The sequence below is a fragment of the Nonomuraea sp. NPDC049655 genome (assembly GCF_044465465.1).
In the GTDB taxonomy this organism is placed as follows: Bacteria; Actinomycetota; Actinomycetes; order Streptosporangiales; family Streptosporangiaceae; genus Nonomuraea.
Map to the genome: position 1 here is coordinate 832,549 of NZ_JBITLS010000003.1, position 22,254 is coordinate 854,802.

Annotated in this window: 21 protein-coding genes; 10 read left to right on the forward strand and 11 right to left on the reverse strand. The window is 71.9% G+C overall.

The window, feature by feature from the left end; genetic code table 11:
• Window positions 1-4: 4 nt before the first annotated feature.
• From ACIBQ6_RS13650 to ACIBQ6_RS13675, 6 genes are read right to left on the reverse strand one after another with little or no spacing between them, the layout of a single operon-like run.
• On the reverse strand, window positions 5-1,417 hold the full coding sequence (locus ACIBQ6_RS13650) for an amidase (RefSeq protein ID WP_397212059.1): 1,413 nt from the start codon (window positions 1,415-1,417) through the stop codon (window positions 5-7).
• On the reverse strand, window positions 1,414-2,229 hold the full coding sequence (locus ACIBQ6_RS13655; protein WP_358299802.1) for an ATP-binding cassette domain-containing protein: 816 nt from the start codon (window positions 2,227-2,229) through the stop codon (window positions 1,414-1,416). Before ACIBQ6_RS13655 ends, ACIBQ6_RS13650 begins: the two co-directional genes overlap by 4 nt.
• Window positions 2,222-3,178, reverse strand: coding sequence for an ABC transporter ATP-binding protein (locus tag ACIBQ6_RS13660; protein WP_397212061.1), 957 nt, complete (start codon window positions 3,176-3,178; stop codon window positions 2,222-2,224). The genes ACIBQ6_RS13655 and ACIBQ6_RS13660 overlap by 8 nt, the downstream gene beginning before the upstream one ends.
• A complete protein-coding gene (locus ACIBQ6_RS13665) occupies window positions 3,178-4,011 on the reverse strand; it encodes an ABC transporter permease (protein WP_397212168.1) in 834 nt (277 codons plus the stop codon). Before ACIBQ6_RS13665 ends, ACIBQ6_RS13660 begins: the two co-directional genes overlap by 1 nt.
• A gap of 22 nt (window positions 4,012-4,033) precedes the next feature.
• Complete coding sequence (locus ACIBQ6_RS13670; protein ID WP_397212063.1) at window positions 4,034-4,999, reverse strand: ABC transporter permease; 966 nt, start codon at window positions 4,997-4,999, stop codon at window positions 4,034-4,036.
• Window positions 4,969-6,591 carry an ABC transporter substrate-binding protein gene (locus ACIBQ6_RS13675; protein ID WP_397212065.1) on the reverse strand — a complete coding sequence of 541 codons (1,623 nt, stop codon included), beginning with the start codon at window positions 6,589-6,591 and terminating at the stop codon, window positions 4,969-4,971. Before ACIBQ6_RS13675 ends, ACIBQ6_RS13670 begins: the two co-directional genes overlap by 31 nt.
• Before the next feature lie 136 nt (window positions 6,592-6,727).
• On the opposite strand from ACIBQ6_RS13675, the gene ACIBQ6_RS13680 reads away from it, so the two are divergent.
• Window positions 6,728-7,771 (forward strand): LacI family DNA-binding transcriptional regulator, encoded by a 1,044-nt coding sequence (locus tag ACIBQ6_RS13680; RefSeq protein ID WP_397212067.1) that lies wholly within the window; start codon window positions 6,728-6,730, stop codon window positions 7,769-7,771.
• Here the strand turns inward: ACIBQ6_RS13680 and ACIBQ6_RS13685 are convergent, their stop codons facing one another.
• Window positions 7,772-8,218, reverse strand: coding sequence for a MarR family winged helix-turn-helix transcriptional regulator (locus ACIBQ6_RS13685; RefSeq protein WP_397212069.1), 447 nt, complete (start codon window positions 8,216-8,218; stop codon window positions 7,772-7,774). It abuts the gene before it with no gap.
• Window positions 8,219-8,257: 39 nt separating this feature from the next.
• Between ACIBQ6_RS13685 and ACIBQ6_RS13690 the strand changes: the two genes are divergently transcribed.
• The 5 genes from ACIBQ6_RS13690 (at window position 8,258) to ACIBQ6_RS13710 (ending at window position 13,991) form a co-directional block, all read left to right on the forward strand.
• A complete protein-coding gene (locus ACIBQ6_RS13690; protein ID WP_397212071.1) occupies window positions 8,258-9,109 on the forward strand; it encodes a crotonase/enoyl-CoA hydratase family protein in 852 nt (283 codons plus the stop codon).
• The gene (locus ACIBQ6_RS13695; RefSeq protein WP_397212073.1) at window positions 9,106-11,085 is read left to right on the forward strand and encodes an acetoacetate--CoA ligase; all 1,980 of its coding nucleotides are present in this window, start codon (window positions 9,106-9,108) and stop codon (window positions 11,083-11,085) included. Before ACIBQ6_RS13690 ends, ACIBQ6_RS13695 begins: the two co-directional genes overlap by 4 nt.
• The gene (locus tag ACIBQ6_RS13700; protein ID WP_397212075.1) at window positions 11,082-12,029 is read left to right on the forward strand and encodes a 3-hydroxyacyl-CoA dehydrogenase NAD-binding domain-containing protein; all 948 of its coding nucleotides are present in this window, start codon (window positions 11,082-11,084) and stop codon (window positions 12,027-12,029) included. Before ACIBQ6_RS13695 ends, ACIBQ6_RS13700 begins: the two co-directional genes overlap by 4 nt.
• A 57-nt stretch (window positions 12,030-12,086) precedes the next feature.
• Window positions 12,087-12,983, forward strand: coding sequence for an amidohydrolase family protein (locus ACIBQ6_RS13705; protein ID WP_397212077.1), 897 nt, complete (start codon window positions 12,087-12,089; stop codon window positions 12,981-12,983).
• Window positions 12,984-13,061: 78 nt separating this feature from the next.
• The gene (locus tag ACIBQ6_RS13710) at window positions 13,062-13,991 is read left to right on the forward strand and encodes a phosphotransferase family protein (RefSeq protein ID WP_397212079.1); all 930 of its coding nucleotides are present in this window, start codon (window positions 13,062-13,064) and stop codon (window positions 13,989-13,991) included.
• Between the two features lie 61 nt (window positions 13,992-14,052).
• Here ACIBQ6_RS13710 and ACIBQ6_RS13715 read toward each other — a convergent pair whose 3' ends face one another.
• Together ACIBQ6_RS13715 and ACIBQ6_RS13720 are read right to left on the reverse strand one after the other, a co-directional pair.
• The gene (locus ACIBQ6_RS13715) at window positions 14,053-14,886 is read right to left on the reverse strand and encodes an ABC transporter permease (RefSeq protein WP_358299781.1); all 834 of its coding nucleotides are present in this window, start codon (window positions 14,884-14,886) and stop codon (window positions 14,053-14,055) included.
• Entirely contained in the window at window positions 14,883-15,776 is an 894-nt protein-coding gene (locus ACIBQ6_RS13720) for an ABC transporter ATP-binding protein (protein WP_358299778.1), read from the reverse strand. Before ACIBQ6_RS13720 ends, ACIBQ6_RS13715 begins: the two co-directional genes overlap by 4 nt.
• A gap of 294 nt (window positions 15,777-16,070) precedes the next feature.
• On the opposite strand from ACIBQ6_RS13720, the gene ACIBQ6_RS13725 reads away from it, so the two are divergent.
• Window positions 16,071-17,765, forward strand: a complete 1,695-nt coding sequence (locus ACIBQ6_RS13725; protein ID WP_397212082.1) for an alpha/beta fold hydrolase — start codon at window positions 16,071-16,073, stop codon at window positions 17,763-17,765.
• Between the two features lie 29 nt (window positions 17,766-17,794).
• On the forward strand, window positions 17,795-18,631 hold the full coding sequence (locus tag ACIBQ6_RS13730; RefSeq protein ID WP_397212084.1) for a serine protease: 837 nt from the start codon (window positions 17,795-17,797) through the stop codon (window positions 18,629-18,631).
• A gap of 25 nt (window positions 18,632-18,656) precedes the next feature.
• Here the strand turns inward: ACIBQ6_RS13730 and ACIBQ6_RS13735 are convergent, their stop codons facing one another.
• Window positions 18,657-19,592 (reverse strand): DUF2332 domain-containing protein, encoded by a 936-nt coding sequence (locus tag ACIBQ6_RS13735; RefSeq protein ID WP_358299769.1) that lies wholly within the window; start codon window positions 19,590-19,592, stop codon window positions 18,657-18,659.
• 43 nt (window positions 19,593-19,635) lie between these two features.
• Complete coding sequence (locus ACIBQ6_RS13740) at window positions 19,636-20,865, reverse strand: MFS transporter (protein ID WP_397212086.1); 1,230 nt, start codon at window positions 20,863-20,865, stop codon at window positions 19,636-19,638.
• 58 nt (window positions 20,866-20,923) lie between these two features.
• On the opposite strand from ACIBQ6_RS13740, the gene ACIBQ6_RS13745 reads away from it, so the two are divergent.
• Together ACIBQ6_RS13745 and ACIBQ6_RS13750 are read left to right on the forward strand one after the other, a co-directional pair.
• Entirely contained in the window at window positions 20,924-21,907 is a 984-nt protein-coding gene (locus ACIBQ6_RS13745) for a winged helix-turn-helix domain-containing protein (RefSeq protein WP_397212088.1), read from the forward strand.
• A 98-nt stretch (window positions 21,908-22,005) separates the two neighbouring features.
• Window positions 22,006-22,242: a DUF6289 family protein gene (locus ACIBQ6_RS13750; RefSeq protein WP_358299760.1), complete on the forward strand. Its 237-nt coding sequence runs from the start codon at window positions 22,006-22,008 to the stop codon at window positions 22,240-22,242.
• The last annotated feature ends 12 nt before the right edge of the window (window positions 22,243-22,254 follow it).

The window sequence follows — 22,254 nt, forward strand, 5'->3', positions numbered from 1 at the left end:
CTCCTCAGAGCTGCGGGCGGGTGGGCCACGGCAGGACGCGTTCGACGGCGGCGCCGATGTGGAAGACCGTCGCGTCGTCGTAGCTGCGGCCGACGATCTGCGTCCCCGTCGGCACGCCGTTCGACGCGAGACCGGACGGGACGTTGAGCACGGGGCAGCGGCTGGCGATGTTGAAGACGGTCGTCAGCGAGTACTCCAGGTAGTGGTCGAACTGGACCCCGTTGACCGTCAGCTTGGTGTCCACGTAGTCCTCGCCCGCGGGCAGCGCGGCGGTGCCCGCGGTGGGGCAGATCAGCGCGTCGTACCGGTCGAGCAGGTCGCCGATCACGGCGTAGATGCGGCCCTCCAGCTCCAGCCCGGCCAGGAAGCCGTCCCGCGCCAGCGCGGCGCGCGAGTCCTCGGCGAAGGCGAGGGCGTAGGGCGTGAGCTCGTCGCGGTGCGTCTCCGCCACGCCGGCGACCATGGGGCCGAAGATGGCGCCGAAGTGGATGAAGGCCGCGCGCATGACGTCGGCGCGCCGCAACGGCACCTCCACCTGCTCCACGATGGCGCCGGCCGCGGCCAGCGCGTCGGCGACCGCGCGGGTGTTGGCCGCGACGTCCGGCTCGATCTCCCAGTTCCCCAGGTCGGGGGAATAGGCGATGCGCAACCCCGCGACGTCGCCGAGGCGTTCGGGGATGTGCGCGGCGGGGCGGATGGAGACGACGTCGGCCGGGTGCGGCCCGACGATGACGTTCTGCAGGAGCGCGCAGTCGGCGACGGTACGGGCCATCGGCCCGTCATGGCAGTAGTGGTCCAGGTTGTACGGCGACATCGCGGGCACCCGCCCGTAAGGCGGCTTGTATCCGACCGTGCCGGTGGCCGCGGCGGGCAGCCGGATCGAGCCGCCGATGTCGGACCCCGTGGCGAGCGTCGCCGTCCCCGACGCCAGGGCCGCGCCCGCGCCGCCGGAGGAACCGCCGGGCGAGTAGTCCAGGTTCCAGGGGTTACGGGTGAGGCCCCACAGCCGGGAGTGCGTGTAGGCGGCGCAGCAGAACTCCGGCGTGGTGGTGCGGGCATGGACGATCCCGCCGGCGGCGACGACCCGTTCGACGACCGGATGGGTGGTGTCGGCGACGTGGTCGGCGTAGGCCAGGGAACCGTCGCTGGCGCGCATTCCCGCGATCGGCTGCTCGTCCTTGGTGGCGACCGGCAGCCCTTCGAGCGGTCGCGGCGACCCGTTGCCGAGGTAGGCGCGCTCGGCCTTCCTGGCCTGGTCGAGCGCCTCGTCGAACATCGTCTCGCTGAGCGCGTTGACCCGCGGCTCGACGGCCTCGGCCCGCTCGATGACCGCGGTCACGAGCTCGACGGGCGACAGGGCCCGGGTCCTGAACAGCTTCAGGGCTTGCGTGGCGGACAGGTGTGCGAGCTCACTCACATGATCTCCTGGAGGGCGCGCCGGTCGGCGGCGATCTGGGCGGGATCCCAGCCCGGCCGCGGCACGGAGTGCAGCAGCAGGCGGGTGTAGGGATGCTGGGGGGCGGCCAGGACCTGCGAGGTCGGCCCGGCCTCGACGACCTTGCCGCGGTGGAGCACGACGATGTCGTCGGCCGCGTGCCGGACCAGGGCCAGGTCGTGGGTGATGAACAGGTAGGCGATGTCGAGGTCGCGGCGGATCCGCGCCAGCAGGTCGAGGATCTGCGCCTGGATGGACACGTCGAGCGCCGAGGTGGCCTCGTCCAGGATCAGCACCTTCGGCGCGGTGGCCAGCGCGCGGGCGATGGCGACCCGCTGGCGCTGGCCGCCGGACAACCGCCTGGGCCGTACGGCGGCCTCACGCTCGCCGAGCCCGACGCGCTCCAGCAGTTCCTCGCGCCGGGCCCGCCGGGCCTGCTTGTCCAGGGCGAAATGCAGCCGTAGCGGCTCCTCCACGCATTCGCTCACGCTGATCCGCGGATCCAGGGAGAGGTAGGGGTCCTGGAAGACCATCTGGATCTCGCGCGCCCGCGACAGCCTGGCCCGGCGGCCCCGCGGGGCGCGCGAGCGGTTCCGGCCCTCGACGCTGATCCGCCCGGCGTCCGGGAGCTCCAGGCCGACGAGCATCCGCGCGGTCGTCGTCTTGCCCGAGCCCGACTCGCCCACCACGGCGAGCGAGCCGCCGGCCCGCAGCGAGAAGGAGACGCCGTCCACGGCCGCCTTGTGGCCGTACGCCTTGCGCAGCCCCTCGACCTCCAGCACGTTCTCAGTCATGGACCGGCTCTCCAGCTCTCAGGCACGCCACCCGCGCGCGTTCCAGGATCTCCAGGTCGGGCCGTCGCTCCCGGCATCGCTCGACGGCCAGACCGCAACGGGCCTCGAAGGCGCACCCGGCCGGGGACTCGGCCAGCGACAACGGCCTGCCGGGCACGCCGTGCGGCGGCTCGTGCGACTCCAGCCGGGGCGTGGCCGCCAGCAGCCCGGCCGTGTACGGGTGCCGGGGCCGGGCGAAGAGCTCGCCGGTGGCCTGCTCCTCGACGATCCGGCCCGCGTACATCACGTAGATGCGGTCGCAGATGGCCGCGGCCAGCTCCAGGTCGTGGGTGACGAACAGCATGCCCATCCCGCGCGCGGTCCTGAGGTGGGACAGGATCGCGATGACCTCCGCCTGCGTCGTGACGTCCAGGGCGGTCGTCGGCTCGTCGGCGAGCAGCAGGTCGGGCTCCGCGGCCAGCGCCCCGGCAATCATCACCCGTTGCAGCATCCCGCCGGAGAACTCGTGCGGGTGACGGCGCAGCGCGGCTTTCGGGTCCTCGATCCCCACCGCCTCCAGCAGCACCTCCGCCCGATCGAGAGCCTGCCGGTACGGCAGCCCGCCCGCCCGCAGCCCCTCGGTGACGAAGTCGCCGATCCGCCGGACGGGATTGATCGACGCCCGCGGATCCTGGAAGATCATCGCCACTCGGCGGCGGCGCAGGTCACGCAGCCCCGCGGCGGTCTGCGCCAGTACGTCCTGGCCGTCGACCAGGACGCGCCCGCTCACGGCGGTCCGCCCGGGCAGCAGGCCGAGCGCGGCCCGGCAGGTGACGGACTTGCCTGACCCGGACTCGCCGACGAGCCCGACGGCCTCGCCCTGGGCGACGCGCAGCGACACCGCGTCCAGGATGGGCCGGGCCGCCTGGCCGGGCGCCAGCCGTACGGTCAGATCGTCGATCTGGAGCATCAGCGCTCCCTCCCGGAGACGCGGTCGGCGATGCCCTCGCCGACGACGCTGAAGGCCACCACCGTGATCACGACGGCCGCGCCGGGGGCCAGCGCGGGCAGCATGGCGCCCTGGAGCAGGGCGGAGGCCCCTTCGTTGATCATGGCGCCCCAGTCGGGGACGGGCGGTTGCGTGCCGAACCCGAGGAAGGACAGCGCCGCGAGGTCCATGAGCGCGTAGCCGAAGTTGATCGCCGACTGGGCGAGGATCAGCGGGACGACATTGGGGACCAGGTGTCTCAGGCAGATGACCCACCCGGACCAGCCCTGCACCCGGTAGGCGTGGATGTAGGGGCGGGACATCTCGCGCAGGGCGACGCCGCGCGCCAGCCGTCCGACGTAGGGGGTGTAGGCGATGCTCATCGCCACGACGGGCGCGGTCAGGCCGGGGCCGAACATGGCCACCAGCGTGATCGCCAGCAGCAGCGCGGGAAAGGCGAAGACGAAGTCCATGGCGCGGGACAGGACCGCGTCGAGCACACCGCCGGTCCAGGCGGCCAGGACGCCGAGCAGGGTGCCCGCCACCGTCGACAGGGTCACCACCAGGAGCGGGCCGAGCAGTCCCGCCCGCGCGCCGTGGATCAGGCGGGACAGGATGTCGCGGCCGGACTGGTCGGCCCCGAGCAGGTGATCGGCGCTCGGGCCGCTCAACGCGGCCGGGAAGTCGATGGCGAGCGGATCGTGCGGCGCCACGACCGGCGCCAGGATCGCCACCGTCACCAGGACAGTCAGGACGGCGACGCCGGCGACGGTCATCCGGTCCGCGGGAAGCCGGTAGCGGCGGTGGAAGGTCACGGCTGTCAAGAGGACTCCTTCACTAAGCCCTGCGCAGGCGCGGATCGATGGCCGGCTGAACCAGGTCGACCAGCAGGTTGGCCGCCGCGAAGACGACGACGATCAAGGTGGTGACGGCCTGCACGACCGGGAAGTCCTTGACCGTGACCGAGCTGACCAGCAGTTGCCCGATCCCGGACAGGCCGAAGGCGGTCTCCACGATCGAGGTCGCGACGAGCAGCCCGGCGATCACCGTGCCGGTGACCGTGCTGATCGGGCCGAGGGAGTTGCGCAGGACGTGGCGCCGGATCACCGCGTTCTCCTGGACGCCGCGCGAGCGTGCCACCTCGACGTGCTCGCGGGCCAGCTCCTCCAGCATGGACGAGCGGGTGACCCGGGCCAGCAGACCGGCGAACGTCAGGGCGAGCGCGGCCGCGGGCAGGGTCAGATGCCAGACGCGGTCGACCGGCCCCGCACCGTTGCCGAAGGCGGGGAACCAGCCGAGCTGGACGGAGAACAGCGAGATCAGCCCGATCGCCGCGACGAAGGAGGGAGTCGCGGTGGCCACCCCGGTGCCGATGAGGACGATCCTGTCGAGCGGGCCGGGCCGCAGCGCGGCCAGGGCGCCGAGGATCAGCCCCGCGACCACGATGAGCAGCCCCGCGTAGCCGATCAGGAAGAGCGTCGTGGGCAGCCTGGCCAGGAGCAGCCCGGTCACGTCCTGCCGGAACTGCACCGACCGGCCGAAGTCCCCGGTCACCGCGCCGCCAACCCATTTGAGGTACTGCGTGAGGAACGGATCGTCCAGGTGGTACTGCGCCCTGATGGCCGCGATCGCCTGCGGAGAGGCCGAACGCCCTTGGGTGAGGAAGGAGGCCGGGTCGCCGGGAGCCAGGTACACGGCGGAGAACACCGCGAACGACGCCCCGGCCAGCGTCGCCACCAGCCCGGCGAGCCTGCGGGCCAGGAAGGCGCCCATCAGTTCGCCGACCCGAGCGCTGCCGCCCACGGGTAGACGAGCTGGGTGATGCCGGTGGGCGCGCCGGTGAGCCGCTTGTTGAGGAACATGCTGTGCGGCACCTCGTACAGCGGGATCCACACCATGTCCCGGACGGCGATCTCCTGGAGCTTGGCGACCACGGCGGCGCGGGCCGCGGGGTCGGCCTCGGCGCCCGCCTGGTCGACGAGCCTGTCGTACTCGGGGTCGGAGTAGCCGCCGTAGTTGGCGAAGTTGCCGGTCTGCAGGATTCCGTAGAACTCCAGCGGATCGGGGGTGGAGTCGTACCAGATGGTCATGACCAGGTCGACGCCCTGGCGGGCCTTGGGGTCGGAGAACAACGCGGAGTAGGCGTCGGGGGCCACCGCCTTCTGCTCGACCCGCAGGCCGATGGCCTGGCCCGCGGCCTGGACGGCGTTGGCGATGACGCCGATGTCGGGAGCCATCGTGCTCGTGGCGATCACGATCTTCTTGCCCGTCCCGCCGGCCTCCTTGACCAGCTTCCTGGCCCCTTCGAGGTCGGTGCTCAGCTCGGGGAGCTTTGCGTAGTACTGCTTGGCCGCCTCGGGGGCGATGCCCCACGCGCCGATCGCCGCGGGCGCCTTCGCCGGTGTGGCCACCCCGGCCACGCTGGCCTGGAGAATGGCCTTGCGGTCGAGCGCCATGGACAGCGCCTTGCGCAGCCTCAGGTCGCCGAGCGGGCCCTTGAGGTCGAGCGGGATGAGGCTGACGGCCGCGGTGTTGGGGCCGAAGTACAGCTTGCCGCTGGAGGCGCTGCCCAGGCGGGTGAAGCCGGTGGTGGGGACCAGGTAGCTGCCGTCCGCCTCGCCCGAGAGCAGGGCGTTGACGCGGGCCGCCGGGTCGGAGATGAAGACGTTCCGCACGGTCGCGGCCCTGGCCTTGAGCGCGGGGTCCCAGTAGCCGTCGAAGCGTTTCAGGTTGATCGCCTGCCCCTTCTCCCACTTGTCGAGGGAGTACGGCCCGGTGCAGTTCACGCCCTTGTCGGGGGTGCCGTACCCGGCGCCCTGCGCGGCCAGGAACGCGGCGCTCTCGATGGTCCCGGCCGAGGTGCCCATCTGCTCGTTGAACAGGTGGTCGGGCTTCTTCAGGTGGACGGTGACCTCCATGGGGCCGGTCTTCTCCACCGATTTGACGTTCTGGTAGGACGAGACCCAGTACGAACCCACCGCCGGATCCATGTGCCGCCGCATGCTCGCCACCACGTCGTCGGCGGTGAGCGGCGATCCGTCGTGGAAGCGCACGCCCTGGCGGATCGTGTACACCCAGCGCCCGGGGTCCGGGGATTCGGCCTTGCTGGCCAGCCCCGGCTCCACCCGGAAGCCGGGGGTGATCCGCATGAGCTGCTCGCACACGTTGGCGAGCACGGTGTTGGGCGGGTAATCGAAGGCGTAGGCGTAGTCGAGCGACTGCGGCTCGGCGTAGAGCGCCCAGGTCACGGCATCCACCGGGCCCTTGGCCGGCGGCAGGTCCGTCGTGACGGTGAAGGTTCCGGAGCCGGCGGCCTTCGGGGCGGCCGCGCCCCCTCCACAGGCAGTGGCCGCCAGTACGGCCAGCGCCGCGGCGGCGAGTCGAGCGGTACGCATCGGACCACCTCATCCTCGTGCGGGAAAGTGCCATGAGTATTGGTGAAGGAACGTTCCTGCACAAGACGCTGAAGGAACGATTCAGCAACGGTCAGCGAGGTGGCGAATCGGCTGACATCCTGCAAAGATCGGACCCATGGAAGAGCCAGAGCGTAAGGTCGGCGCGCGCGTGCGCCTGGTGGACGTCGCCCGCGCGGCGGGGGTGTCCAAGACCACCGTCTCGGACGCGCTCAACGGCGCGGGCCGCCTCCCCGACGCCACCCGCGAGCACGTCCGGCAGGTGGCGCGGCGGCTCGGATACCGGCCGAACGCCACGGCGCGGCGGCTGCGCGCCGGGCGCTCACGCCTGCTCGGCCTCGCCGCCCGCGAGTTCGTCGAGCATCCGTGGTTCTACACCGAGCTCGCCTACTTCGCCCGGCTGACCGCCGCCACCACCCGCGCGGGCATGACCCACGGATACGGCGTGGTGCTGCTGCCCACCACCGGCCCCGACGACTACTGGACGGACCTGCCTCTCGACGGCGTGTTCGTGGTGGATCCGGTCGAGGGAGACCCTCTGGTCGGAGACTTCCTCGCCGCGGGGGTGGCCGTGGTCTCCGACCGCAGAGCCGTGGCGGGGACACCGTGGCCGTGGGTCGACTTCGACTACGGCGCGGCCCTGCGCGGCGTGCTCGACCACCTGGAGGAGGGGGGCGCCCGGCGGATCGCCGCGGTCGGCGCCCCGACCACGGCCTGCTACCACCGCGATTCCGTCCGGGCCTATCTCGACTGGAGTGCGGAAAGGGGCCGCGACCCGTTGCTGGCCCAGCTCGACGGCCCCGGGTTCGAGCCGGCGCTGGCCGCGGTGGAGAGGTTGCTGAGTGATCCCGAGCCGCCGGACGCGCTGGTCGTGCTCGTCGAGGTCAGTCCGTCGCTGCTCCTGGACCGGATCCGCAAGCTCGGCAGGTTGGTGCCCGGCGACCTGCTGCTGGTCTGCGCGACGGAGGACCCCACGGCGCCGTTCACGGATCCGCCCGTCAGCACGCTCAGCTTCCTGCCGGTCGAGACGGCCGACATCGCGGTCGGGATGCTCGTCGACCTCATCGAGGGCCGCGGTGTCGCGGGCGGCCGGCTGCTCCAGGCGAGGTTCGACGTCCGGGCCTCCTCCGATCGCCGCTCCGTGCCGGGAACCGGGAAGTGATCACTTTCTGGGCGGGCGCAGAGTCGTCCACGCCACGGTGAGGGCGGTGCGGAAGGTGTCGGCCTGCTCGGGCGACAGGCCCGAGATCATGCGGTCCTCAAGCTCGGCGGCGGCCTCGGCGTGGGCGTCGAGGAGCGCCTGGCCCTCGTCGGTGAGGTAGAGCAGCAGTTCGCGCTTGTTGGCCGGGTTGGGCGAGCGGCGGATGAGGTGACGCCGGTCGAGGGCGCCGATCAGGTCGGCCATGGCCTGCGGGGTGACGAAGGAGTCGCGGGCGAGCTGGGCGGCGGTCACCCCGTCCTTGTGCTGCAGCACGGTGAGCGCCGTGTACTGCGGCGTGGTCACGGCCGCGCCGCGCAGCATCTCGTCCAGGCGCGACCTGATCGCCAGTTCGAGCCGTTTGACGGCGTACAGCAGCGACGGGGTGGGGCGGGGCGGGGCGCTGGCCATGACGAACAGTATCCCAGCCAGGCATTGACAGGAAACCTGATGATACTTCAGCCTTCTTCATCAGGTTTCCTGTCAATTGGAGAGCTTGTGATCCCTCCCTGCCCTGACCTGCCCCCGTCTCTGACGCTGGAGCGCCGTGGGGACATCGCGGTGCTGTCGTTGAACCGGCCGGCCAAACGCAACGCGCTGGACGACGCCACGATCGCCGGGCTCGGCGCCTTCTTCGCCGCCCCGCCCGCGTGGGCCGGGGCCGCGGTGCTCGCCGCCGAGGGCGCGCACTTCTCCGCCGGGCTCGACCTCGGCGAGCTCACCGTACGAGACGCCGCCGGCGGCCTGCGCCACTCGCGCGGCTGGCACGAGGCGATGGGCCGGATCGACCACGGCGCCCTGCCGGTGATCGCGGTCCTGAAGGGCGCCGTCATCGGCGGCGGCCTGGAACTGGCGGCGGCCGCGCACCTGCGCGTCGCCGAGGAGTCGGCGTTCTTCGCCTTCCCCGAGGGCAGCCGGGGGCTCTTCGTGGGCGGCGGCGCCTCGGTCCGGGTCTCCCGGCTGATCGGCGCCCAGCCGATGATCGACATGATGCTCACCGGAAGGGTCCTGACGGCCGCGGAAGGCGAGGCCCGTGGCCTGGTCGACTACCGGGTGGCCGAAGGCGACGGGATCGCCAAGGCCCTTGCCCTGGCCGGGCAGGTCATCGGGAACCCGCCGATCGCCAACTACGCCGTCCTGCACGCCCTGCCGCGCATCGCGGACGCCGACGCCGAGACCGGGCTGCTGCTGGAATCGCTCATGTCGGCCGTGGCGCAGAGCAGCCCGGAGGCCAAGGCCCGGATACGGGACTTCCTCGACGGCCGGGCCGCCAAGGTCGGCCGTCCGGGAGCCGCCCGATGAGCGCCCCCCTCCCCCCGGCGGAGCCGCTGTACGTCCCCGGCCCCGAGCAGATCGCCGGAGCGCGCGCCACCGGCTTCATCGGCTGGCTCGCCCGCGAGCGCGGCGTGACCGTGCCGACCTGGGAGGAGCTGCGGCACTGGTCGGTCACCGGCGTCGAGGACTTCTGGGCAGCCGTGTGGGCCTACTTCGAGGTCAAGGCCCACACGCCCTACGACAGCGTCCTGGCCGAACCGGGCATGCCCGGCGCCCGCTGGTTCCCGGGAGCGACCCTGAACTACGCCGAGCACTGCCTCGGCACGCCCGAGGACGCCGGCCAGGTCGCGGTCGTCGGCCACTCCCAGACCCGGCCGCGCGTCGAGCTCACCCTCGCCGAGCTCGCCGAGCAGGTCCGGCGCGTACGGGCCGGCCTGCGGCGGCTCGGGGTGCGGCGCGGCACCCGGGTGGTCGCCTACCTGCCCAACTGCCCGGAGACGCTGATCGCGTTCCTGGCCACGGCGAGCCTCGGCGGCATCTGGGCCAGCTGCGCCCCGGAGTTCGCCGCCCCCGCCGTGGTGGACCGGTTCGGCCAGATCGAGCCGGCCGTCCTGCTCGCGGTGGCGGGCTACACCTACGGGGACAAGAAGATCGACCGGCGCGAGCAGGTCCAGGCGATCCGGGACGGCATACCCTCGCTGGAGCACGTCGTGCACGTCCCGTACGGCGAGCTCGACCTCCCCGGCGCCCTGGCCTGGACGGAGCTCGCCGCGCCCACGGACCAGGCGCTGCGGTTCGAGCCGGTGCCCTTCGACCATCCCCTGTACGTGCTGTTCTCCTCCGGCACCACCGGCAAGCCGAAGGCCATCGTGCACGGCCACGGCGGCATCCTGCTGGAGCACCTCAAGAACCACGCCTTCCATTGGGACCTGGGCCCCGGCGACCGGCTGCTGTGGTTCACCACGACGGCGTGGATGATGTGGAACACGCTGGTCTCCGCGCTGCTCGTGCGCTCCTCGATCGTGATGATCGACGGCAACCCGCTCCACCCCGACCTGCGCGCGCAGTGGCGGCTCGCGCAGGAGACCGGAGCCACCCTCATGGGCGCCAGCCCCGGCTACCTGATGGCCTGCCGCAAGGAAGGGGTGCGGCCGGGCGAGGAGTTCGACCTGTCCCGGCTGCGGCAGATCGGCGTGGCCGGCAGCCCTTTCCCCGCCGAGGGCTTCCGGTGGGTGGCCGAACAGCTCGGTCCCGCTGTCCTGCTGAACGTCGGCAGCGGCGGCACCGACGTGTGCACCGGCCTCGTCCAGGGATCGCCGTTGCAGCCCGTGTGGGAGGGAGAGATGTCCGGGCCGAGCCTCGGTGTGGACGCCAAGGCGTTCGACGAGCACGGCAACGTGGTGATCGGCGGCGTCGGCGAGCTCGTCATCACCGCGCCGATGCCCTCGATGCCGGTACGCCTGTGGGGCGACGACGACGGCCGCCGGATGCGCGAGACCTACTTCAGCCGCTATCCCGGCGTCTTCCGCTTCGGCGACTGGTGCCGTTTCTCCTCCCACGGCTCCTGCGTCATCACCGGCCGATCGGATGCCACGCTCAACCGCGGCGGCGTCCGGCTGGGCACCGCCGAGTTCTACCGGGCCTTGCAGGACGTCGAAGAGGTCACCGACAGCCTCGTCGTCCACCTGGAGAGCAAGGAGGGCGACATGGGGGAACTGATCCTGTTCGTCACCCTCGCCGACGGGTTCGTCCTGGACGAGCCGTTACGCGCCCGCCTGATCGCGCGCATCCGCGCCACCCTGTCCCCGCGGCACGTGCCCGACGCCCTCCTGGCCGTCCCCGCGATGCCCTACGGGCGAACCGGCAAGAAGCTGGAGGTCCCCGTCAAGAAGATCCTGCTGGGCGCCGCCCCTGACGAGGTCGCCTCGGCCGGCTCCCTCATGGACCCGGCGGCGCTCGACGCGTTCACCGCCATCGCCCGCGACCGTGCGAGGCGGGCGTGACGAGCCCGGCGGACCAGCCGGTCGCCGTCATCGGCACGGGCGTCATCGGCGGCGGATGGGCGGCGCTGTTCCTCGCCCGCGGCCTCGACGTCACCGCCTTCGACCCCGCTCCGGACGCCGAGGAACGGTTGCGGGCCGCGCTCGACCTGGCCTGGCCCGCGCTCACCCGGCTCGGCCTGGCCGACGGCGCCTCCCGCGACCGGCTCACCTTCACCGCGACCTGCGGTGACGCCGTCGCCGGAGCGCGGTTCGTCCAGGAGAGCGGGCCGGAACGCGCCGACCTCAAGCGGGCACTGCTGGCCACGCTGGACGAGGCGGCTCCACCGAGTGCGCCGATCGCCAGCAGTTCGTCGGGCCTGATGCCCAGCCACCTTCAGGAGATGTGTCCCGCGCATCCCGAAAGGGTGCTCGTCGGACATCCCTTCCACCCCGCCCACCTGATCCCGCTGGTGGAAGTCGTGCCCGGCGAGCGCACCGGCCCCGACATCACCCGGCGGACGATGGACTTCTACCGTTCCGTCGCCAAGCGGCCGGTGCTCGTGCGCCGTGAGGTTCCCGGGCACCTCGCCAACCGGCTCCAGGCCGCCCTGTGGCGGGAGGCGTACTCGCTGGTGGAACGGGGAGTCGCGAGCGTCGCCGACATCGACGCCGCCATCGCGCACGGCCCCGGCCTGCGGTGGGCCCTGCTCGGCCCGCTGGTCAACCAGCACCTGTCGGGCGGCCCCGGCGGGATGGCGCACACCCTGCGCCACCTCGGCCCGCCCGCCCAGACCTGGATGGACGACCTCGGCGCGCCGCGGCTCACCCCCGAACTCGCCGGCCTGCTCGTCGACGGCGTCAGCGCCGAGCTCGACGGCATCGACCAGGAAGCCATGGCGGCCGACCGCGACGCGCTGCTCGTCGGCCTGCTGCAGGCCAAGCACCGGCGCCACGCCCTTCCCTGACACACCGAGAACTTCCCTGACACACCGAGAACTTCCCTGACACGCCGAGAAGGAACGATGACCTACACCCCGCGCATCGACCCGGACGCCATCGTGGCCCTGGACGTCCACGCCCACATCGAGGCCGACCACCACGGCCGCCTGTCCCTCGACGCCGAGCTGATGGCGGCCTCGGCGAAGTACTTCAAAGCCGGTCAGGACCGCACCCCGACCATCGACCGCGTCGCCGCCTACTACCGGCAGCGCAACATGGCCGCAGTGGTCTTCACCGTCGACGCCACCACCGAACTCGGCCACCCGGCCCTGTCCAGCGAGGAGATCGCCCGGCAGGCGGCCGAACACGCCGACGTCCTCATCCCCTTCGGCTCCGTGGACCCGCGCCGCGGCCAGGCCGCCATCGCCCAGGCCCGGCGGCTCGTGCGGGACTTCGGCGTGCTCGGCTTCAAGTTCCACCCGAGCCTGCAGGGCTTCACCCCCAACGACCCTGCCCACTATCCGCTCTGGCGGGCGCTGGAGGACCTGGGCAGCGTCGCGCTGTTCCACACCGGCCAGACCGGCATCGGCGCCGGCCTGCCCGGCGGGCGCGGCATCAAGCTGCGCCACTCCGACCCGATGCTGCTCGACGACGTCGCCGCCGATTTCCCCGGGCTCACCATGATCCTCGCGCACCCGTCCGTGCCCTGGGTCGACGCCTCCCTGTCCATCGCCGGCCACAAGTCCAACGTCTACCTCGACCTGTCCGGCTGGTCGCCGAAGTACTTCCCGCCGCAGCTCGTCCGCCAGGCCGCCGGACCCTTGCGGCACAAGGTCCTGTTCGGCTCCGACTACCCCGTCCTCACCCCCGACCGCTGGATGGCCGATTTCGCCGCCCTGGACGTCAAGGACGAGGCCAAGCCACTCATCTACAAGGAGAACGCCCTACGCGTTCTCGGCCTGCGCGGGGCGGACCGATGAAGGCGGCCGTCGTGGCCGAGACCCAGACGCGGAACGCCTCGTTCGCAGCTTCTGGCCGTCCGTGCCAGCATGACGATCATGTCGGGATACGAGACGAGTGACGCGACCCTGGCCGCCATCGCCGGCCTGTTCGGGACCACCGCCGAGCGCGTACGGCCCCTCCCGCAAGGGGTGGCCAACCATGTCCTCCTGCTCGGCGACGACCTGGTCCTGCGTATCCCGCGGACCGAGCAGTTCCTTCCGGACCTGGTCAAGGAGGCCGCGGTCATCCCGTACGCCCGGCGCGCCGGCGTACGCACCCCGGAGATCGTCGCCTTCGACGACACCTGCTCGGTTGTGGACGTCCCCTACATGGTGCTCACCCGGACGCGCGGAACAGATCTCGCAGGCCTTGACCTGCCCGACGCGGACACCGAACGTCTCTACCGGCAGGTCGGGCGGGAGCTGGGCAAACTCCATCGGCTCACTCCGGACACCGCCCCCGCCCCTGCCGGCGTCCCCGCGGACGACGGCAACGCGGACCCCTGGGCGCTCACCGACCACCTCCTCAAGGACGGCTGGATCGACGCCGAGACCGCCCGCTGGCTCACCGGATGGTTCGACCGGCTCTCACCACATCTCCCCGCGAGCCCGCCTTCGGTCCTGATCCACGGCGACATCGCTCCCCAGAACCTGCTCATCTCCCCGCAGACGGCCCAGCTCACCGGGATCGTGGACTGGGGCGACGCCGCATGGGCCGACCCCGCTGCCGACTTCGCCAAGGTGCCCCTCACCTCCATCCCGGCCATGCTCGCCGGCTATCGGCAGGAAACCGGCATCCCCACGAGCCCGCCGACCTGGGAAGCTCGCGTGCTGTGGTGCCACCTCACCTGGGCGCTGGGGCGCCTGGAGGACCCCGTCCCGCGCCCGGGCGAACGCCACTGGACCGCGCCTCCGGCCAGCCGACTCCTCAGCCTGCTCCGCTTCTTCACCTCAGCCCCACCCCGTCCTTGGGCCGATCTGTCCTGATGGCCCGCCACCTGATCCGGCGTCAGGCATCGGCCGGGCGCCGTCGTGACGGTCACGGCATTCACGCGACCCGTCGCAGGGCACGCTCACGGCGTGCCGCCACCGTGGAGCCTGACTCGCCGCGTGCCATCCGCCGCAGCACGACCGGCGCCACGAGCAGGCCGAGCACCGCCCAGGCGCCCAGCACTCCGGCGGTCTCCAGGTGTCGCCAGGACGCGCCGATCTCGACGGCGACCGCCGCGTCCGGCAGCAGGGCCGAGCGCATTCCGAGCCCCATCCAGTAGAGGGGGAAGACCTGGGCGATCCACTGCAACCACTCGGGCAGCGAGGTGATCGGGTAGAAGATGCCGGAGATCCCGATCAGGGCCAGGAACGGCAGCTGGACCAGCCCTTGGGCGCGTGCGGTGGCGAACACCGAGCCCAGGACGGCGCCGATGGGCAGGGTCGCGACCAGGCCGAGCGCCAGCACCCAGGCCAGTGCGGGCCAGGAGCCCGGGCTGATCCGCAGGCCCTCGACGAGCAGCACGGCGGGCACGAGGAAGATCGCCAGGTCGGCCAGCAGACCTCCGGACACCGAGATCACCTTGCCGATCAGGTATGCGGGCATGCCGTGCGGGGTCGCCTTGGCCCGCAGCAGCGTGCCGTCCTCGCGGTCGGCGGTGAGCTGCTGGCTCATGCTGATCAGACCGGTCGCGGCGTTCATGCCGAGGATGCCGGGCAAGGCCAGGGCGCCGAGAAGGAGGGCGCCGACGGGCAGGTCCCGGATGAAGAACAGCGTGGCAACCATCAGGGCGGGCCACAGGAAGTGGGAGAACAGCTCGGCGCCGTTGGTGAACGACTGCCGCAGCTCGATCAGCCCCCGGGACCAGCCCGCGCGCAGTACGGTCGCGTTCATCGGGCCACTCCCTCGGCCTCGCGCACCAGCGCCAGGTACGTCTGCTCCAGCGAGGCCCGGACGATCTCCAGCTCCTGGACGTCGTCGCCGTGACGGGCGAACAGCTCGCGGGCGAACGTGGTCGAGTCGGGCGTCCGCTCGACGTACCGCCGTCCGTCGCGCAGCCAGCGCACCTCGTCCTCGCCGGCGATCCGCCGTGCCAGCCCGGCGGCGGTGCCGTCGGCGACGATCCGGCCGCCGTTCAGCACGAGGATGCGGTCGGCCAGCTTCTCGGCCTCGTCCAGGTCGTGGGTGGTGAGCAGGACGGTGGTCTCGCGGGCGTCGGCCAGGTCGCGTACGAGATCGTGGAAGTCGGACCTGGCCTGCGGGTCGAAACCGGTGGTCGGCTCGTCGAGGAACAACAGCTCCGGGCGCCCCACGAGCCCGATCGCCACGTCGAGCCTGCGCCGCTGGCCGCCCGACAGTGTCTTGAGCTTCTTGCCGGCGTGCTCGGCCAGGCCGACCCTCGCGATCAACTCGTCGGGGTCCCAGGGGCGCGGGATGCCGGGGGTGGCGTAGGGGGCGTAGTAGGCGCCGAGGTGGGCGAGGAGTTCGCGTACCGGCCAGTTGCCGTGGTCGCGCCAGGACTGCAGCACGATCCCGAGCCTGGCCCGCCACGACTCGTCGCCGTGCGAGGGGTCGGCGCCGAGCACGGAGACCCGGCCCTGCGATCGGACGCGGAAGCCCTCCAGGATCTCGATCGTGGTGGTCTTGCCCGCGCCGTTCGGCCCCAGCAGGGCCAGGACCTCGCCGTGGCGGGCCTGGAACGTGACGTCGTGCAGGACGTCGGTCGAGCCGTAGCGCATGCGCAGCCCGTCGACGTCGAGCACGACATCGGTGCTCCTTGTCATGAGATGACCTCTCTTCGTGATCGGATGACCTCGTGCCGGGGCGACCGCCGGCGAAGCCTGGCGCGAGGCGTGGCGCATCGCGGCCCGCACCTGGGCCGGAGCGTGGGGTCAGGGGTACCGGTTACCGGCTTTCGCGGGTGGACGTCTCCTCGACGCGGTCCGTCAGATCGGTCTCGACGAGCGCGTCGACGGTTCCCCCAGGCACGTTTTCCGGCATACAAGCAACCTTAGTTGACTGTTCGGAGCTTAGTCAACCAGAGTTGCTTAAGAAGGGCGCGGATGCCGTGCAAGCTCGTGGTGGGGGCGGCTTCTGCGCGGATACGCGACGGATACACGGCCGCGCGGTCGCCGATACGAGGGTGCGACGGTGTGGGAACCTTTGCCCCCGAGGGTGGACGACGTACGCCTGACGGCGTGCCCCGCGCGCTTGGAGGTGTGCGGGCAGGACCGTCGAAAGATGCGACCATGTTCAGCACCCGTGTATCACCAGGCACTCGTCCGGCGCGCGTGGCGGTCGCGTGCCTGATCGGCCTGGCGAGCTTCGCAGCCGCCGGCCCGGCCGACGCCCGCACCGACGAAGAGCCTCTGACGTGGCGTGAATGCGCCAGGACGGCCAAGGACTGGCCCGTCGAGAACGACACCAAAACCGAATGCTCCATGCTGACGGTTCCCCTGGACCACGCGAACCCGCAGGGCCGCAAGATCAAGATCGCCGTGAGCCGGGTCAAGGCCGCCGATCCGAGTAAGCGCCGTGGCGTGCTGGTCATCAGTCCCGGTGGTCCCGGCATCAGCAACATCGACGCGCCGGCGACGTACGCCGCCGGCAAGCTCGGCCCGCTGGCCGTCGACCATGACCTGATCGGGTTCGATCCCAGGGGCGTGGGCTACAGCGACAAGATCAAGTGCGACGCGGAGGAGCCGTCGCCCGCCGCGTCCGCCAAGGGGAACAAGGGCGGCCAGGAGTCGCCGTCCAGCGTCTCCCCCAAGGAGGCGGCGAAGGCCGGATTCGCCGAGACCGCCGCGTACAACAAGCGGTGCGCCGCCAAGGATCCCGCCTTCGTCCGGCAGTTGACCACCACGAACATCGCGCGTGACGTGGACGCGATCCGCGCGGCCCTCGGCGAATCGAAGATCAATTTCTACGGGGTGTCCTACGGCACCGCGGTGGGCGTGAACTACCGGTCGCTGTTCGACGACCGGGTGAACGCGATGTGGCTGGATTCGGTGATGCCTCCCGTCATCGACCTCGCCGCCATGGACGCCACGACGGACGCGCTCTCCGAGAAGCGCTTCAACGCCTTCGTTCCGTGGCTGGCACGGCACGACGGCGAGTTCCACTTCGGGACGACCGACGCCAAGGTCCGCGAGACCATCTTCGCGTTGCGTGACGAGCTCCGCCGCAAACCCCGTGAGGTGGACGCGAACACGGTGCTCGACGGCGAGTGGGTCAGGCAGCAGCTCGGCGGAGGGCCGGGTATGTGGATCTCCGCCGCCAGGGATCTCGCCACCGTCCGCGAAGGCGGCGTCCCGCTGTCGGCGCGTCCCGCCCCGGAGTCGGCGAAGGTGTTCGGGTTCGACGAGAACCCGCTGGGCCTGAACCTGATCCAGTACCAGGCGATCTTCTGCAACGAGGGTGTCGGCGGCCGCGATTTCGAGCAGATGTGGGCGGCCGCGCTGGCTCGGAGAGCCGCCTTCCCCGCGACCGGCGGCTATTTCGAGCGCAGCGGCTGGTGCGGGGAATGGCCGTGGCCCGCGCGGCCGTGGAAGCCGGTCAGGGGAACCAGTCCCCTGCAGCTGTCCGGCCACACCGACGAAGACGTCACGCCGTACGCCTGGGCGGTGGACACGGCGAAGGCCGCCGGCGGGACGTTGCTGACGGTCCAGGACGACGCGCACGCCTCGCTGCGCCGGTTGCCCTGCGCCGCGAAGGTGATCGATTTCTTCCGCACCGGCCGTACCGCCGCGGGCACCTGCCCCGGTACGCGCTGACCGCGGCCCCTTCCATGAACGGACATGAGATGCGTGTGTTTCGGCGAATCGGCGCGGCACTGGGTGCCGCCGTCCTCGGCCTCAGCCTGCCGGCCCTCCCCACGCGGGCGGCGGCCGTAGACCTGGCGGGCACCGTCAATGTGGACGGTTGCTCGGGATCGCTGGTGCGGATGCCGGCCAGCGCGGCCGACGACCGGGCCTTCGTCCTGACCAACGGGCACTGCTACGAGGGCGCCTGGCCGGTGCCGGACGAGGTCCTGGTGGACCAGCCGTCCCACCGCGTGGTGGACCTGCTCGACGGCGCCGGCGAGCCGGTGGCCACCCTGCACATGGCCAGAGCGGTCTACGTGACCTTGACCGGCACCGACGTCGCGTTGTACCAGCTGGACCTGACCTACCGGCAGCTGGAGCGGGCCTACCGCGTCCGGCCGCTCACGGTGTCGGCGGAGCGTCCCGCACCGGGCACGGACATCCGGGTGCTCTCCGGAAGCATGAAGAAGGTCTTCTCGTGTGAGATCGACACGCTGGTCCACCGGGTGCTGGAGGTGGGCAACGTGACCAAGGACGTCATCCGTTACACGCCGCGCTGCGACACCGGCCACGGCACCTCGGGATCCCCGGTCGTCGACGCCAGGAGCGGCCAGGTCGTCGGCATCAACAACACCAGCAACCACGACGGCGGCCGGTGCACGCTGGACAACCCGTGCGAGATGAACCGCGACGGCGTCATCAGCGTGCGCAAGGGCACCGCCTACGGAACGCAGACGTACTGGCTCGCCACCTGCGTCAGCGCGGGGAACAAGCTCGACCTGGAGCGCCCCGGCTGCCTGCTGCCCAGACCGGACCCGCGGCTCCCCGCACGGTGACCCGCGCCTGGGCCGTCTCCTCGCGTCACGTGAACCAGATGATCTCCTGACCGTGCGATCGGGTCCAGGCGAGCGGCTGCCCGTCCAGCGCGAGCACGTGGTGGTTCGCCTCGCCCGGCGGCGTCGGGAGCGTGTCGTAGGGCAGCACGTCGGGGGTCTCGTTCGCGATCCAGTGTGCGGGGAGCTCGCGTACCGCCTCGGCGAACGCCGTCCGTCGCGGCGTCGGCACGAGGTACAGCACCGAGCTGTGGAACACCACCAGCGTCGCGTCGGGCGGGGACTGCGCGGCCAGGGCCGGCAGGTCGTCCACCAGGTCGCCCCGTACGAGCAGCGGCGGGTCGGCTGCGACGACGGCCGCCGCCGCCCGCAGCCGGGCCCGGCGGTGCGTGTGCTCGGGCCAGATGAGGGCGTCGAGCCAGGCCAGATCCGCCGGGTCGGTCACGTCGAGCGGGTTCAGGTCCAGGCCGGCCCGCCACACCACCTGGGGAAGGGTGGTCGGCGGCGTCAGGCCGGCGGCCGTGCAGGCGAGGACCGGGTCGCCGGAGCCGACCAGGTGATCGCCGTAGCGGTAGCCGTACCGGTCGGGGTAGAGGCACAGCCCGGCGGACGCGCCGACCTCCAGCAGCGCGAGCGGCTGCGGGAGCGCGTTGAGCACCGGCAGCAGGACGGCACACCGTCCGGCCTCGTTCGTCTGGGTGGTCCGGGTGCGCATCTCCGCCTCGATCGCGGGCCAGTTCGCCACCGTGTGGTCGTGGAACGCGGCCGGATCGTCGACCGGCCCGCCGAGCAGCCTGACCACGCCGAACAGCAGGTTGGGCTGCCGTTTGGCCGGCGGAAGCCCGGCGAGCAGGTCCAGGAGGCCGGGATCCCGCGCCACCGCGGAGGCCAGGCGTTCGTACGTGGGCGACACACCGTGCGCCTCGCGCGCGGCGAATTCAGCGTAGATCGCGGCGATCGTCATGTTCCGATGATCGCAGCCGGGTGCGGTCCCGGACGGCCGTGTCCTATGGGCCGCTACGGGCACGGTCGTCCTGGGCGTGCGGGAGCCGGCGCACGGCGGCGGAGGCCAGCGGGAGGACGGCCGCCACGGCGTAGACGAGACCGGCGGTCGCGGCCACCTGGAAGCCGTCGAACCTGTCGGCCAGCAGTCCCACTGCCAGCTGGCCGACGGGGATCGCGAGGTAGGACAGCAGGTCGTCGTAGGACGAGACGCGCGAGAGCACGTGTGCGGGAACGTGCTCCTGAAGGGAGGTCTCCCAGCTGACGGCGGCGGCCGAGGAGCCCAGTCCGGCGACGAAGGCGACCGCGATCAGCCAGGGGGCGTCCAGGCGCGCACCGAGCGCGAGCAGGGGGATCGCGCCGAGGGCGCTCATCAGCTGGCCCAGCCGCAGCAGGTGCCTGACCACCAGCCGGTAGATCAGCGCGCTCATGACCAGCATGCCGACGCCGCGGGCGCTGAGCACGAACCCCCACGTCTCCTCGCCGCTGAGCTGCCTGGTCAGTACGGGTCCCAGGATCTGCCAGGCGCCGACCTGAACCAGGTTGACCACGCAGAAGCACGCGGACACCGTCCACACCCAGCGGATGCGGCGGAACTCGGTCCAGCCGTCGCGGATGTCGGCCGGCATCCCGGAGGAGGGCCGCGGCGCGGCCGGCGCCGCGGGGAGGGACAGCCGGGCAAGGCATCCCGCGGCCAGGAGGTAGGTCAGTGCGTCGAAGGCGATGGCGGGGCCGCCGCCGACGGCGGCGACCGCGATCCCCGACAGGCTCGGCCCGAGGATCTTCGTGGCGTTCCGCACCGATCCCAGCAGCGCGTTCGCCTGCCGTATCCGGTCTTTGGCGACAAGCTGCGGCACGATGCCGCGCAGGGCCGGCGTGGTGAACGCGGCGAGAGTGCCGTTCAGGAACCCCAGCGCGGCCACCGGCAGCAGCGCGTACCTGCCGGTGAGCAGCAGCGCGGCGACGCCGCCCTGGGTGAGGGCCGAGCCCAGGTGGGCGGCCATCAGGACCGTCCGGCGCGGGAGCCGATCGGCCACGGCCCCGCCCACCAGGAGAAAGGCGAGCAGCGGAACCATGTAGGCGGTCAGGACGACGCCGAGGTCGCTGGTGTTGCCCGAGGCGTCCAGCACCCCGAACGCCAGCGCGACCGGCGCCATCGAACTGCCCAGCAGCGACACCGCCTGCGCGGAGAGGAACCAGCGGAAATCGGTCTGTCGCAGGAGGGCTGAGAGCATGTGCAGGAGTCTGCAGACATACCGGATCGCACACTATCGTTTCGGCAGGAGGCGAAAGATGACGCTGCTGCGGTTGAGCACCCTGGCCCTGTCGCGGTCGCGGTTCGCGCTGTCACCGCTCGCCGAGACGCTGGGATCGCTGATGGTGCTCGACAGGCCCTGCGCCGATCCGTGGCTGGCGTCCTGGCACGGCCGCCACCGCGGCGCGTTCCGCGCCGTCCTGGAGGCCGATCCTTTCGCCGAGGGCCTGGTCAGGTTGCTGAGCTCGACCAAGTGGCTGCCGAGCCACGTGGTGCTTCCGCCGACGGGCGGCATGCGCACCACTCTGGACAGCGAGCTCGTGTCGGTCGCGCAGGTGCCCGACGAGGAGGTGCGCGCCGAGCTGACGGAGTCGGTGGCGCACAGCTGGAAGCAGCACGATCTGGCCTGGCTGACCGGACGCGGCTGGGCGGCCCGTACCGCCGACCTGCTCAGGTACGTGTGGGGCGCTCATGTGGCCCCCGACTGGCCGCGCCGGCGGGCGCTGCTGGAACGCGACGTCACCTACCGGGCGGGGTTGCTGGCCGCCTACGGGTGGCCGCGCGCGCTGCGGCACATGAGCCGCCGCAGCGCCTGGGTCGGCGACGACGCCATCCGCTTCAGCGACCAGCCCTCCCCCGACCGGGTCGTCGGCGACGAGGGCATGCTGTTCGTCCCGGTCAGCGTGCTGAGCAGCGGCACGTGGCTGTGCGAGGCGCCGCCGACGTCGTACGCGCTGGTCTATCCGGCCCGCGGATCCGCCGACGGCACGGCCCGTTCGCCGCGCGCCCGGTCGCTGGAGCGGCTCATCGGCGCCGGTCGAGCGGCCATCCTGGACGAACTCGAACACCCCGCGACCAGCAGCGAGCTCGCCGCGCACCTCGGCCTGTCACTCGGCACCGTCGGCGGCCACCTGGCCGTCCTGCGCGACGCGGACCTCGTCGTCGGCACGCGGGCCGGCCGGCGGGTGGTCTATCGGCGCACCGAGACCGGTCACCTGCTCGCCGGCCAGGGAGAGGGCTGAGCGGGACGGGCTGGGTGATCCCCTTGCGTTTTCATCCCACGCGACGGATCATTTCGTGCGCATCGTACCGTTTCCCTGCGAATCAGGAAGGACGATCCATGATCCGTCGCGTACTGGCCGTCGCGGTTCTGGCCGCCGCCACGCTCGCCACCGTCCCGGCCGCCGCGCAGGCCCTGCCTGCCTGCCCGGTCGGTTACCTGTGCAACACCCAGTACTTCTCCGACGCCGCGCGCACCAACCTGGTGGGCGTCAGGACGCAGTTCTGCGACCGTTCGGTCTCGACCTGGGGCACGCTCAGCGGCTACGTCACCTGGTCCTCCAGCCCCTGCAACTGATGGCAGGCCTCC